Annotated in this window: 8 protein-coding genes; 3 read left to right on the forward strand and 5 right to left on the reverse strand. The window is 64.2% G+C overall.

Annotated elements, in window-relative coordinates:
- Positions 1-114: 114 nt before the first annotated feature.
- Complete coding sequence (locus AB4Z16_RS24310; protein WP_441513901.1) at positions 115-2,709, reverse strand: bifunctional diguanylate cyclase/phosphodiesterase; 2,595 nt, start codon at positions 2,707-2,709, stop codon at positions 115-117.
- 229 nt (positions 2,710-2,938) lie between these two features.
- On the opposite strand from AB4Z16_RS24310, the gene AB4Z16_RS24315 reads away from it, so the two are divergent.
- Complete coding sequence (locus tag AB4Z16_RS24315; protein ID WP_441513902.1) at positions 2,939-3,730, forward strand: PstS family phosphate ABC transporter substrate-binding protein; 792 nt, start codon at positions 2,939-2,941, stop codon at positions 3,728-3,730.
- 21 nt (positions 3,731-3,751) lie between these two features.
- On the opposite strand, the gene AB4Z16_RS24320 is transcribed toward AB4Z16_RS24315, so the two are convergent.
- Complete coding sequence (locus tag AB4Z16_RS24320; RefSeq protein WP_441513903.1) at positions 3,752-4,795, reverse strand: 2Fe-2S iron-sulfur cluster-binding protein; 1,044 nt, start codon at positions 4,793-4,795, stop codon at positions 3,752-3,754.
- A 130-nt stretch (positions 4,796-4,925) separates the two neighbouring features.
- Complete coding sequence (locus AB4Z16_RS24325; RefSeq protein WP_441513904.1) at positions 4,926-6,716, reverse strand: ethylbenzene dehydrogenase-related protein; 1,791 nt, start codon at positions 6,714-6,716, stop codon at positions 4,926-4,928.
- 531 nt (positions 6,717-7,247) lie between these two features.
- On the opposite strand from AB4Z16_RS24325, the gene AB4Z16_RS24330 reads away from it, so the two are divergent.
- Both AB4Z16_RS24330 and AB4Z16_RS24335 read left to right on the forward strand, forming a co-directional pair.
- Positions 7,248-10,307, forward strand: a complete 3,060-nt coding sequence (locus AB4Z16_RS24330) for a cyclic nucleotide-binding domain-containing protein (RefSeq protein ID WP_441513905.1) — start codon at positions 7,248-7,250, stop codon at positions 10,305-10,307.
- A complete protein-coding gene (locus AB4Z16_RS24335; RefSeq protein WP_441513906.1) occupies positions 10,300-11,148 on the forward strand; it encodes an MBL fold metallo-hydrolase in 849 nt (282 codons plus the stop codon). Before AB4Z16_RS24330 ends, AB4Z16_RS24335 begins: the two co-directional genes overlap by 8 nt.
- A gap of 76 nt (positions 11,149-11,224) precedes the next feature.
- On the opposite strand, the gene AB4Z16_RS24340 is transcribed toward AB4Z16_RS24335, so the two are convergent.
- On the reverse strand, positions 11,225-12,283 hold the full coding sequence (locus tag AB4Z16_RS24340; protein WP_441513907.1) for a sugar phosphate isomerase/epimerase family protein: 1,059 nt from the start codon (positions 12,281-12,283) through the stop codon (positions 11,225-11,227).
- 142 nt (positions 12,284-12,425) lie between these two features.
- On the reverse strand, positions 12,426-13,571 hold the full coding sequence (locus AB4Z16_RS24345; protein WP_441513908.1) for an acyl-CoA dehydrogenase family protein: 1,146 nt from the start codon (positions 13,569-13,571) through the stop codon (positions 12,426-12,428).
- Positions 13,572-13,576 lie beyond the last annotated feature (5 nt).

Genomic DNA, 13,576 nt, shown 5'->3' on the forward strand with positions numbered 1-13,576 from the left:
CTCAAGCGCCGCAGGCCGCTGGCGCCGCCGCTTCTCACCGCGCTTCCAAATAAGCAGGCATGCGAGATCGGGTCCGATGCGATCGTCAGGCAAGTCGGCCCGAGCGTTGGCGGCCTATCGCGAGAGGCGCTTGATATCCGCATAAGATTCGAGCCGGGTCAGGTGCGATTTACCTGAGCTGGATATCCGGCGCAGGCGTCTCGCATTCACGAAAGCCTCAAAGCTCCCGATCGGAATTGCCTCGCTGAAATAGTAGCCTTGAGCCACATCGGCACCCTCCCTCATCACGAAGGCCAGATCCTCGGCCTGCTCGATGCCCTCGACGATGGTGCCGAAGCCCAGCGAGCGCGACAACGACAGAATCGTCCGGACGATCACCTGTTGTTCGACGCCCGCTCGCGCGCCCTGAACCAGCGAACGATCGATCTTGAGCGTATCGAACTTCAGGCGGGCCAGCATCGAGAGGTTGGAGTAGCCGGTTCCAAAATCGTCGATCGAGAAGCGGACGCCAAGCGCCCGCAATTGCCGCAACTGTCTTTGAACGACGTCCGAGGCCCGCATGGCTACGGACTCGGTGACCTCCAACTCCAGGCGCGAGGGCGGCACCCCTGCCTTCAGGAGGCAGTTCTCCACCGAGGCGGCAAAAGTCGGGTCTTCCAGCTGCAGGACCGAGACATTGACCGAGATCCTGATGTCGCTCGCATGGCGAAGCTCCTCGATCGCCCGCGCGAGGACGAATTGGCCGAGTTCGGCGATCAGGCCTGCCTCTTCCGCGATACTGATGAATTTTCCAGGCGCAATAGCGCCTCGCGAGGGATGCGCCCAACGCACCAGAGCCTCGGCTCCCACAACTCCGTTGTCGGCCAGCGAGATCATCGGCTGGTAGAAGACGTCGAGCGAGCCGTTCCGCAAGGCGGTGCGCAGATCCTGCTCGAGCGCTCGCCGCTCATGCATGAGCTCCGCTGCTTCCGCGGTGAAGAACGCGAAAGAGTTCCGCCCTTTCCGTTTGGCTTCGTACATCGCGACATCGGCGTTGACGAGAAGCTCGTCATATCTGACGCCATCCCGACCGGAGACGGCGATTCCGATGCTTGCTCCGATCGTCATATGGGTACGATCGATAACGTAATTCTCGCTCAATCTGTGGATCAGAGCTTCTGCACAGGCGCGGAGACCATCGATGGTCAGCGGACCGCTCAGAATGATCAGGAACTCGTCACCGCTCAAGCGTCCGGCCGAGAAATGACGGAAGTCTCCGGCCTCCAGCCGCTCCTCGAAGAACTGCTTGAGACGAGAGGCCAACTGCCGAAGCAGGACGTCCCCCGTCTTATGGCCGAACGTATCGTTGATGGACTTGAAGCGGTCGACGTCGATGAAGAAGAAGGCCACGACATCCTTGCCGCTCAGCAGGGTGCTCATCCCGTCGATGCGGATCTTCTCCCGGTTGGCGAGCTCCGTCATCTGATCGAAGAAGGCAAGCTGCCGAATGCGGCCGAGGCTCTCGCGAAGGTTCGAGAGCATCACTTCGAAGGCTTGCCCGAGGCTGCGTACCTCGCCGATGCCGGATGCGTTGAAGGGGATGTCGAGATCGCCGCGCGCCACTGACGTCGCGGCGGACGCCAATTGAGGCAGGCCGCGGGTGGCGCGCTTGACGCTGATCAAGACCACCACGACCAGCACGCCGAGCGCGCCGGCGGCGAGAAGCAGGAACCATCGAAACAGGGTCCCCGCCTGACGCTCGCTGATGCGCTGCAGCTCTTTTTGCGTTTCCTCAACCTGCGCGGCGTCGACGTGAACGCAGATCCGAAGACCGAGTTCGTCGGTGACACAGCGCGCCACGCGCCCACTGCCGGCCATGCCGATGAGACCGTCCGGCGTTTGCGGAGCGAGTGGCTTCAGGCCGACGGGCGGCTCACCGCCGGCGGAGATGATCCTGTCGCCATCCACGACCGCGACCCCGGCCTGGACGATTCCGGCGAAGAGCTCGAGCGTCTTCTCCGAAGGGGCGAGTGTTCTCAGCCCCATCAGCGCTCCCACCACATCGCCGAAGTCGTCAAAAACCGGTTCGATCGCGAGATGTGCGATCGTTCGGCCTTCCGGGAGCCCTACCGCGACGTTGAAGCTTTCGGACACCCGGTAGGTTGCATGATGCGACCATCTGACCAGGCGTCGATTATCCTTGAAAATCGAGGTGATGGCCTCCTTGACGCCGAGGACGGAGAGGGCTTCCGAAGCCGCGAGCAGATCTGACGCGCGGCTGCCGCCGATGACGGTTCCGGTCGCATCGGCGACGAGCAAAGCGTCGAGTTCGCCGGTCACGCTGGCGGGGGCCAGCAACTCCTGGATCGCGACGTGATTGGCGGAGCCGACCGCCTTCACGATGTCGAGCCGCTGGGCGAGATACCGCGTCTGCCGGCTCGCTTCGCCGAGCAGCACGGAGACGCGCGCCTGCGCGAGCAGGGCCTCGGCATCGAGCCTGCGCGCGATCTGCTGGCGGGATAGCTGTGCCAGCGCATGGGCCTGTTCGACGGCATCCTCGCTGAGGCGCCACAGGGCAACGAGCCCGACGACGGCAAAGGTTACGGCTCCCGTCACCATCACCACGAAGGCGAGATGCGTTCCGATATGCGCGGTTGAAATCCAGTCGCGCCAAGCCGTGCGCAGGCGCGCTCTCCGGGCGCCCATCGAGTTCCAGAGACGGCGCAGCAAGCCCCCATCCATTCGGCCGGATTCATCGATCTGCCTGACGCTGGCCCGATCCTGCGGCACGAAGCCCACTCCACAACGTAAATTCCCATCCACTCTAGCAGCAACCATTGAAGCTTACGTAAATTCATAAGTATAAGAAGATACCTATCATTTTTGCGCTTTCAGTTAGAATTTGTTCACGGAGCCATGGCAATTCTGATCATCCCGTGGCGGAAGATTTTATCGATCTATGACACCGCGCTCTATTGCATTGATTCTTGGTCTTCTGACCCTTTGTAACCCTGCCAGGGCAGACGAGTTGATCGTGGTCGGCACCGGGGATGGCGTGGAGATGCTTCAGGCCGTGGCCCAGCGCTTCAGGGCGGCCGAGCCGACCATCGAGGTCAAGATTCCACCCAGCATCGGCTCAGGCGGTGGCATCGCCGCGGTTGGTTCGGGAACGGCGAAGCTGGCGCGCGTCGCCCGGGTTCTCACCGATGCCGAGCGGGCACGCGGCCTGATCTACGTGCCGGTGGCCAAGATCGCGTGCGCCTTCTTCGTTCATCCCAGCGCCGGCGTCGCGCAGCTCAGCGGCGAGCAATTGACGGGCATCTATGCCGGCCGGATTTCCAACTGGAAGGACGTCGGCGGAGCCGACCAGCGCATTCGCGTCGTCCGGCGCGAAGAAGCCGACAGCACGCTCACGACCTTGCGGGCGACGATGCCCGGTTGGCGAGAACTCGAAATCACCGAGCGCTCGAAGACAGCGACGTCGACCCAGGAAGCGGTCGAGACCGTCCGCCTGACGGAGGGCACGATCGGCTTCGGGCCGTATAGCCGGGTTCTCGACATCGGCACGCAGGTGCTGAAGATCGATGGTCTGCATCCCTTGGATCCGCGCTATTCGAGCAGCGGCGAGGTGGCCTATGTCTACAAGGAAGGGGCGCTGACGCCGGCGGCGGAGAAGTTCATCGCCTTCACCCGCATCCCGGATGCGAGCAGTGTGATCCGGGAATTCGGCGCCGTTCCGATTGCGCCCTGAGCGCCGAGAGGCGCGGCCGCGTCAGGGGCGGAGGTTTTCGGCGGCGGACCGGGTCTGCGATGTCCCGGGCCAGTTTACAGTGCGCGCAAAGAGGAGGCCCGCGATCCTGTCCCGGATCGTCCGCTTGGCCACCGAGGCGACGAACGGGTCAGCGTAGCAGGTCGTGCCGGCAGCCTCGCAACGCATCCGCACCGCCGCCACCATCTCGCAGGAGCCGGCCACGTAGACCGCGTCATCCGGCCGAAGCGCCGGCATGTGATCGGTAGGGCGACCGCTGAGGATGCCGGCTGCCTTGCCGCCGCTGCTGGTGGGGGCGATGCTGGCAACGCCGGTTTCAGCCAACCATGCCAGCGCCTCTGCCATGTAGAGATTGCGGGGATCGCGAGCGCCGACGATCACGACCATCTCACGCGAGGGTTCCCGGTAACGCGCGGCGCGGGCAATGGCCCAGACGGGAGCCCAGCCGGTGCCGGCGGCGATCAGAATGATCCGCCCGCCGTCTGTCCGGTGGAATGCACTGCCGTAAGGTCCCTGCACGGCCACCTTGTGCCCTGGGCGGATGCGCGTCCCGAGATCCGGCGACACGACCCCGCCGACCTGGCGCCGGATCTGCAGGATCAGCTCATTGCGCTCCCCCGTTCCATCGCTGCGCAAGGTCGGGCTGTAGTCGCGGCTCGGATAGCCGCTGAACTTGCATTTGACGTATTGCCCGGGGAGATAGGTGAAATCCTTCCTGAGCAAGAGCGTCGTTTCGATGATGTCGGGCGAGAGCGGGCGGATGGCCGAGACGGTCGCCGCCAGCTTGCGTATCTCGGGAACCGCATCGAACTGGAGGACGGCGTCGCCGATGACCCGCGCCTGGCAGGCCAGCACGGTATCGCCTTGTCGCGTTCCCCTTGCATCGACTTCGCCGGCATAGACGCGGACGCGGCAGGTCTCGCATTGCCCCGTGCAGCAATCATGCGGAATCACGATACCCCCGCCCATGGCGCCTTCCAGCAAACTGTCGCCGCGCGAGACCGCGACGGCTTTGCCATTCACGACAAGGGATGCCTGCTTAGCCATGTCCTGCCCTGTTCGCGGTGCTGATTGAGGCGATTTGCCCTGGTTCGATCGCCGCGGCTCCTATCGGACGGGCGCGGCGACCCGGGCGCTCGTTCGAGTATCGGATTTCGCCGACAAGCGGTTCGTTGCCTCAGCGCAGGGTGAGGGTGACAGGGCGAACGTGCCGCGTATGGCGCGTCTGCGTGTGGTCGAATACCGCCACCCACATATAGACGGGTGTTTGGGGCTCGAAGTCGACATCGTAGGCGCTGCCCGTCTTGAGATCGCGCGAGGCTTCCAGGGTCCAGTACCCGTCCTTCCAGCGCGCACCCGCCCGGATCTGAGCGCGATCTCCCTCATAGGCACCCGTGATCACCACGCCGGGCATGACGGTGCCAACCGGTATGCGTGCGTCGACCTCCGCGCTGTAGGGGGCGCTGTCGGTCTCGGTCAGCCACCAACGGGTGCCCTCGTCATGGATCAGCTCGGGATTCTTCGGGTCGAACCGGCCGAGAGCAGCCATGGCGGCAGCCGGGTCGTTGGGCAACCGTTTCGGTGTGACCGGGCCGGCATAGCCGCCCGGTCCTTCGAAGCCGAAATTATAGCTGTAGAAGGCCCGACCGGGATCGTTCCAGTAGCCGCCTTGGTAACGTGCCCGCTTGGCGGCCTCGTCGGCCGTCGGCTCGCGCGGGGGGCCGATATATTGATCGTCCATGTAGCCCAGCAGGCCGCCGCGGGAGGCTTTCCATTGCCACATGTCGATGATCGATCCATCGGTGGTGTAATGGAGACCGCGCTGATTGAGCGACGACGGCTTGTCGTCGAGCGGCTTCGGACCCAGATGCGTCGCTCCGGCAGCTCCAAACCCATCGGAGCGCGAGAAGATGACCGCCAACTTGTCCTCGTAGAAATCGACCACATCGGCATCGCCGGCATGCGCGCCGACGACATGCCAGCCGTCCTGCTGCTTGAGCAGGGGAAGCCGGGCGAGCGAGCGCGTCGGATCCTGCCAGCGGAATGCGAAATAAATCTTGGCGCCGTCATGCACGGCGCGGATCTCGACGGTCGATTCGCCTGATCCGCCGAGGTTGGCTCCCTGCTGCGTCCTGACCCGAACCGGCCGGGCGCTGCGCCAGACGTCGTCGTCGAGCACCCCATCCAGCTTCGGCGGGGTTCGCGTCTGCGCGACGATCAGTTGGTCGCGGGTGCCGAAATCCATCCCGGCCGCAGCAGCGGCGGCCGGGATCGCGATAACAGCGGCCATCAGCAGCGGCCGCCGGCTACGCTGTCCCGCGGCCGGCACGAGCCTGGCCGGCCTGAAGATGCGAAGCAGCTGAAGCCAGCCGCCATAGCCGAAATGCGTCAGGATATGGACGAGCGTGTAGGCGAGCATGCTCATCGCTGCCGTCACATGGACGGAAACGACCCAGCCGCCGAAGCCGAGATAGAGCAGGATGCCCGTGATAGTGAGCACGACGACCAGAACATAGAGCAGCCAATGGAGCAGGATGTTCGCGCTCATCCACCGCAGCTTCGACGTCGTGGCCACCCGCCACATCTTCAGGCGCCGAAGAGCGACGCGGTTGCCGAGGCCGCTCAGCGCCATATAGACGAGATAGGCGGTCGATGTGCCGAAAAGCGTGAGGCCGGCGATGATATGGACGCTCCAGATCTCGCCCTGCGGCAGGATCGGCGCCATCCATCGCGAAATCACGGCGTCGAGTGCATCGGCCGAGATGCGCAATCCGGTGGCGAGGCTCACCATGACGGCCGCGACCGTCAGCCAATGCAGCAGCAGCGTGCCGACATCGGTCGATGGCCAACTCGCCTCCGACGGGGCTTGCCTGTTCCGCTCCGTCCCTACGGAGTTCGAGGCGGGCTGTGTTTCGCGCGTGCGCGGCCTTGCGGCCGATTCCGCGAGCTCCATGTTCGACCCTGTCATGACCAACCCCGACCTGGCAGGACGCGTCGACATGAAGCCCCCCGACTACATGGTTAATGAAACGTAACCGCGTCCCGGGAGCAAGCGCGACATCGGGCTAGTCACAACGGAGCGCCGAGCCGCCCGAACACCACAGGGTCTTGCGGTGGACCTGGGCGGGATATGCAGCATGCGAGGTGGCGATCGATCCGGTGCCGCCAGCCAAGTGGTACGGTGCTTCAGAAGATCATGCGCGGCTACGATGCGCAAACCGGGCGAGATTCACGCCGGGGCTTGTCCCGGACTAGGCAGGTCTTGATCATGAGCCGGACGAAGGCTCAGCCGGTCGAGAAGCCCCGCAAACGGCTCGGCCGACCTGTGCCTCTTGTCAATGGATGGCGACGCTGCTTCCTTAACCTGCTGCCGCCGGGACCGGTTACGCTGTCGCGGGTGCGTCCGGATCGTATCGCTCCGCCTTATATTGACGATGTCTGTGCGTGTTCCACGGCTTGAGGCGCCTAGGACGGGTGAGCGTTTCGAAGGGGAGAAATAATGCCCCGTTTGAATCAACTTTTTTCTTATATCTGGAAGAATAGTTGTCGAGAGCAGCTCAGGATTATTTCGATCGTCGTTCTGTCTCTGCCGTTCTATTATCTTTCTCTCGAGTTGCCCAAATACATCATCGCGGGCGCCTTGCAGGGAAATGCCTTTCGGGATGGCAGCGAATACGCGGTATTCCTGTCGTTCAGTACAGGCGTTGAATTATTCGGATCAGAGGTGAAATACGATGGGATTAAGGTAAATCGTATCTCTTATCTTTTTATTTTGTCCTTTTTATTTTTAACGCTGATCGTTATCAACGGTTACTTCAAATATACAATCAATATGAAAAAGGGGGCTCTCGGCGAAAGATTGCTGCAGCGGCTCCGCTTCGATCTGTTCTCGTCCCTGCTTTCGTCGACGCCCGAGCAGCGCCAGCGTCTGAAGCCTTCGGAAGCCGCCTCGATCATCAAGGATGAGGTCGAGCCTATCGGGGGCTTCGTCGGAGATGCGTTCGTTCAGCCGGTCTTCCTGGGCGGGCAGGCGATGACCGCACTCGTCTTCATCCTGATACAGAACGCTCTGCTCGGCCTTGTCGCCGTCGCGATGATCTCCTCGCAGGTCCTCGTCATTCCACGGTTGCGGCGGGAGCAGATCCGGCTCGGCAGGGAGCGCCAGATCGCTTCGCGCGCCCTCGCCGGCAAGATCGGAGAAGTTGTGGAGACGCTGGACGAGGTTTCCAATCACGGGACCGCCGCGCTCGAACGCGGAGAGGTCGCGCAACGACTCGAAACGCTGTTCGGCATACGCTACCGACTCTATGGGCGGAAATTCGCCGTCAAAGCTCTGAACAATCTGATCGCGCAGATCACGCCGTTCCTGTTCTACACGATCGGCGGCTATGCCACCCTGACCGGGAATCTCGGGATCGGCCAACTTGTGGCGGTCATCGCGGCCTATCGCGACCTGCCTCCGCCCGTGAAGGACCTCATCGATTGGGACCAGCAGCGTCTCGATGTCGAAGCCAAGTTTCAGCAGGTCACCGAACAGTTCGCGCTCTCGGTTCCTTCCGCGCAACCGGAGCCCGTCAACGACCCATTCCCCGAGGCCGGCGTGATCGCCCTGCAGGGCCTTAGCGCGGTCAGCGCAACCGGCGACCGAATGCTCGACCGGGTCTCGCTGACGCTGCCACTGAAGCAGCATGTCTTGCTGTCGGGCATGGGGGAGGGCGCCGGCTGCGTCGCGCGCATCCTCGGGGGACGACTGACGCCGAGCGGCGGTTCCATCAAGATCGGCGATGTCGCGCTCGACGCGATTTCCGTGGCGGCTCGCGGCCGCTGCATCGCCTATGCGGGCAGCGAGCCGGCGATCTTCGATGGATCACTGCGCGACAACATCGCCTATGGTCTGCGCGGTGACGGCGTGAGGACCGATCGCGATGCGGATCCGACGCATGACGGGGAGACCCTGCGAGGAGCCGAGGGCGAATTGTCGGCAGCCCGGCTGGCCGCAACGCTGGATATTGTCGGCCTTGCCGACGTCGTGTTCCGCTATGGCCTCGCGAGCAAACTCAACGTGGACGAAGTCCCCGTCCTGGCTGCCCGCCTGACGGAAATCCGGGCCCGTATTCGCGCGGTGCTGGCCGCGCAAGGCGCGCGGGATGCCGTCGAGCCCTATGATGCGACGCAGTACATCCGCACCGCCACGATCGGGGAAAACATCCTCTTCGGCGTTCCGAACACTGCTCTGTTCGGCGGAGGCCGGTTGGCCGGGCACGCGTTGACGCGGAGCATTCTCGATTCGCTGGGCCTGAGCGACGATCTAACGGCGGCTGGCCAGCGCATTGCCGCGACCATGCTCGAGATCTTCTCGGATCTGGCCCCGGACCATCTCCTTCTCGACAATTTTTCCTTCATTGCCGCCGAGGAGTTTCCCGCCTATCGCGAGCGCCTGGCGCGGGCCGAGGCTGGGCAGATCGACGAAGCCGACCGGGCCCGGTTCCTGGGGCTGTCATTTCTCTATGTCGAACCCCTGCACCGGCTCGGCCTTCTCGACGAGGGGATGGAACAGCGCATCCTGCTGGCGCGCCGGGCCTTTCGCATTCGCATTTCGCAGGACGCTGCAAAGACCATCGATTTCTATGACTCCGGTGAATGGGGAGCTGCATCGGTCCGGGAGAACCTTCTGTTCGGGCGCGTGACCCAAGCGAGCGCCGGCATTCGCGAGCGGGTCGACGAGGCCATCCGCGAAGCCGTGATCGAACTCGGGCTCGATCACGAGATTTCACGGGTCGGGCTCATGCAGCCGGCCGGCTATGCTGGCCGTCTGCTCTTCCCGGCGGTCAAAACGCAGATTGCGCTGGCGCGCTGCCTGATCAAGCGCCCCTCGCTGCTGATCCTGGACAATGCTCTGGGCAGCTTGAGCCCGACCGAGGGCAAGGCGATCTTGCGGCGCCTTCGCGCTGCGATGTACGGCAGGACCCTGATCGTCGTCGCGCGTGAGGACGATGGCGATATACCCATGGACCGGTCGGTCGTCTTCGGCGGCGCCAGGCTGCGCCGGGCAGCTGGCCTGCAGCCCGCTTCGGTCGCCTTCCCGATCGAAGATGAAGGCAGCGAGCGCGACGATGTCAGAGCGCTCAGAGCTGTGCCGATCTTTGCCAATCTCGATCTTGCGCGCATCAAGCTGCTGGCCTTCACCAGCGAGCGGGCCGTCTTCGCAGCCGGCGACATGCTGTTCGAGCAGGGCGCGGAATCCGACGCAGCCTATGTCGTTATCGCCGGCAGGGCGGAGGTCTTGATCGGACCTCGAGGGAGCGCCGTTTGGGTTTCCTCGGTCGAAGCGCCCGCGATCGTCGGCGAAATGGGCGTCGTCACCGGGGAGGTCAGGTCGGCGACCATCCGTGCTACCGGCGAGTTGACCGCGTTGAAGCTCCGTAAGGAGGTGTTCACCGCCTTGATGGAAGAATTCCCGGACATGATGCTCTCCGTCATGCGGCTGATGGTCAAGCGGTTGCAGGACAATGTCGCGATTGTTTCCAAGCGCGATGTCGAGGGCCCGACGCGTGACTGAGACGGCGCGGTTGCTCGATTGCGGCTTCGGCATTCGGTTCTGGGGAACGCGCGGATCGATTCCGATTTCCGGCCGCTCCTGTAACCGCTTCGGCGGGGATACGACGTGTTTCGAGGTCCGGATCGCCGGGCGCCGTGTCATCGTCGATGCGGGATCGGGACTGCGCCGGCTCGGGCAGGCGATGGCCGCTGCCGGGGAGCGCGACGCGACGCTGCTCTTCAGCCACCTGCATCTCGACCATGTCATCGGCCTGAGCGCCTTTGCGCCGCTCTGGCGCATGGGCGGCGAGATTGCGCTGCATGTGCCGGCTTGCACGGCAAGTGCGGAGGCGAAGCTGTCGGCCCTGTTCAGCGAGCCGTTCTTCCCCGTCAGCTTCGCCGAAGCTCCCAGCCGGGTTCGTTTTTCGAGCTTCACGCCGGGAGGCAATCCCGGGCTTTCTGGGGTCGACGTCGCGACGATCGCGCTACAGCATGATCCGTGCGCGGCCGGTTTTCGGTTCCGCCATGGCGGGCAGACAATCGTGATCCTGACGGACCATGAACATGCCGCCGGTGATCCGGACCCCGCGCTCGCCGCCTTCTGCGGCGGTGCCGATCTTCTCGTCTACGACGCGATGTGGGACGAAGCGCTCGATTACGAACCGCATCGCGGCTGGGGCCACTCGACCTGGCAGGCGGGGCTGCGCCTGCTGCAGGCTGTCGGGGCGAAGTGCCTCGCATGCGTCCATCATTCGCCTGAGCTGTCCGATGCCTCGCTCGAAGCGCGCGAGGCCGGTCTGAAGCGACGCCATTCGCAGAGCTTCTTTGCGCGGCAGAATGACGTCGTCGTTCTCGTGGCCTGACGCCGATGGGCGCGATCACAGGCGGATCATCGCCTCTCCGATCTGATCCGCCTTCGGTTGCCTGCCCTCGCTCTCGTCATCCATCGAGTCCCAGCAGCGAACGGTTGGTGGCCAGATCGATGCCGCTCGCCGCGAAGTCGTCGAAGGCCCGCGCGGCAACGTTGATGAGGTGGCTGGCGATGAAAGGCGCTCCCTCCGCTGCGCCCTGCTCGGAATCCTTTATGCAGCACTCCCATTCCAGCACGGCCCAGCCGTCGAAATCGTACTGTGTCAGCTTCGAGAAGATCGCGCCGAAATCGACCTGCCCATCGCCGAGGGAGCGGAACCGCCCGGCACGCTCGATCCAGGGCTGGAAGCCGGAATAGACCCCTTGCCGGCCGCTTGGATTGAATTCCGCGTCCTTCACATGAAACATGCGGATGCGCTGGTGATAGATATCGACGAAGGAGAGATAGTCGAGCTGCTGCAGCAGGAAATGACTGGGGTCGTAGAGGATGTTGCAGCGCGGGTGATTGCCCACGCGTTCGAGGAACATTTCAAAGGTAACGCCGTCATGCAGATCCTCGCCGGGATGGATCTCGTAGCAGAGATCGATACCGGCTTCGTCGAAGGCGTCGAGGATCGGGCGCCAGCGCTTGGCCAGCTCCTCGAAAGCGGTCTCGACGAGGCCGGCCGGGCGCTGCGGCCAGGGATAGATGAATGGCCAGGCGAGCGCCCCGGAGAATGTCGCATGGGCCGAGAGGCCGAGATTGCTGGAGGCCTTCGCGGCCAGCCGCAATTGTTGCGTCGCCCATTGCTGGCGCGCCTTCGGGTTCCCGCGCACCTGCGGCGCGGCGAAGCCGTCGAAGGCGCGATCATAGGCAGGGTGGACCGCGACGAGCTGGCCCTGAAGGTGTGTGGAGAGCTCGGTGAGTTCGATGCCGGCCTCGCCGAGAATGCCCTTCACCTCGTCGCAATAGGCCTTGCTCTCGGCGGCGCGTGCGAGATCGAACAGCCGCGCATCCCAGCTCGGAATCTGGACACCTTTGTAGCCATGCCCCGCTGCCCAGCGGGCGATGCCGGCAAGATCATTGAACGGCGCCGCGTCCCCTGCGAACTGGGCGAGGAAGATGGCCGGTCCCTTGATCGTTTTCATCCCTGTCGCTCCCGCATTCGACGCGAATCCCAAGGCTGCAGGATTCGCCTTTCCGCAGCCGAGCGCGATCGGCAGGCGATGTCGAGGGCATTGTGCCGGAGGCGACGCGGCAGGGCACCGCGTCGGAGGGGTCTTGGCGCTGTCAGGCGCCCTTGATCAGCTCCCGCGCGATGATGGTGCGCTGGATCTGGTTGGTGCCTTCGTAGATCTGGGTGATCTTGGCGTCGCGATAGAGCCGCTCGACCTCGAAGCCACGGATATAGCCGGAGCCGCCGAAGATCTGCACGGCATTGGCCGTCTGCGCCACGGCCATGTCGCTGGCGAAGCACTTGGCCATCGACGAAGCGGATGTCGCTGGCTTGGCATGGTCGATCAGCAGCGCGGCGCGCTCGACGAGGGCGCGCGCGGCGGCGATGTCCTTGGCCATGTCGGCCAGCATCCATTGCAGGCCCTGATTGTCGAGGATCGGCTTGCCGAACTGGCGCCGGTCGCGAGCATAGGCCAGCGCCGCTTCGAGGCCGGCCTGCGCGATCCCCACCGCCAGCGAGGCGATGCCGACGCGGCCTTTCTCCAGCACACTCATCATGATGTGGAAGCCGCGGCCCTTGGGGCCGAGCAGCGCTTCGCGCGGCACGGTGACGCCGTCGAAATTGAGCGCGCCGACCTGGCTCGCGCGCTGGCCCATCTTGTGTTCCTTCGGGCCGCGCGAGACGCCGGGCGCGTTGAGGTCGACCAGGAAGATGCTCATGCCGCGATGGCCGGCGGCCGGATCGGTCGAAGCCAGCACGAAACCGAGATCGGCGACCGGGGCATTGTGGATCCAGAGCTTGCCGCCGTCGATGACGTAGCCATCAGCCGTTTCGCGCGCGGTGGTGCGGACATTGGAGAGGTCGGAACCTGCCTCCGCCTCGGTCAGGCAATAGGCGATGCGGGTCTTGGCCGAGAGGATGTCCGGCAGGCGTTTCAGCTGCTCCGGCGTGCCGTAGCGCGTGAGGAGCGCGCCGATCAGCTCGACGAGGCCGCATTGGTCAGCGACCGAGGAATAGCCGCGCGACAATTCCTCCATCACGATCGCGTAGGCGAAGGTGTCGAGGCCGGCGCCGCCATGCTCTTCCGGCACGGTGATGCCGAACAGGCCGAGCTCGCCCATCTGGCGGTAGATCTCGGCGGGGAAGGTCTCGTCGCGGTCCAGATCGTTGGCGGCGGGTTTGACGACATCCTCTGCGAAACGCCGGGCGGTCTCGCGGATCTGGTCGTAGATCTCGGCGTCGAGCAGGGGGGCGTGCATGGCTT

Source organism: Allobosea sp. TAF32, assembly GCF_052113585.1.
In the GTDB taxonomy this organism is placed as follows: Bacteria; Pseudomonadota; Alphaproteobacteria; order Rhizobiales; family Beijerinckiaceae; genus Allobosea.

Excerpts from the sequence above, each read along its gene's own strand:
- AB4Z16_RS24315 (WP_441513902.1), top strand. The coding sequence starts at position 2,939 with ATGACACCGCGCTCTATTGCATTGATTCTTGGTCTTCTGACCCTTTGT.
- AB4Z16_RS24320 (WP_441513903.1), bottom strand. The coding sequence starts at position 4,795 with ATGGCTAAGCAGGCATCCCTTGTCGTGAATGGCAAAGCCGTCGCGGTC.
- AB4Z16_RS24325 (WP_441513904.1), bottom strand. The coding sequence starts at position 6,716 with ATGACAGGGTCGAACATGGAGCTCGCGGAATCGGCCGCAAGGCCGCGC.
- AB4Z16_RS24330 (WP_441513905.1), top strand. The coding sequence starts at position 7,248 with ATGCCCCGTTTGAATCAACTTTTTTCTTATATCTGGAAGAATAGTTGT.
- AB4Z16_RS24340 (WP_441513907.1), bottom strand. The coding sequence starts at position 12,283 with ATGAAAACGATCAAGGGACCGGCCATCTTCCTCGCCCAGTTCGCAGGG.
- AB4Z16_RS24345 (WP_441513908.1), bottom strand. The coding sequence starts at position 13,571 with ATGCACGCCCCCCTGCTCGACGCCGAGATCTACGACCAGATCCGCGAG.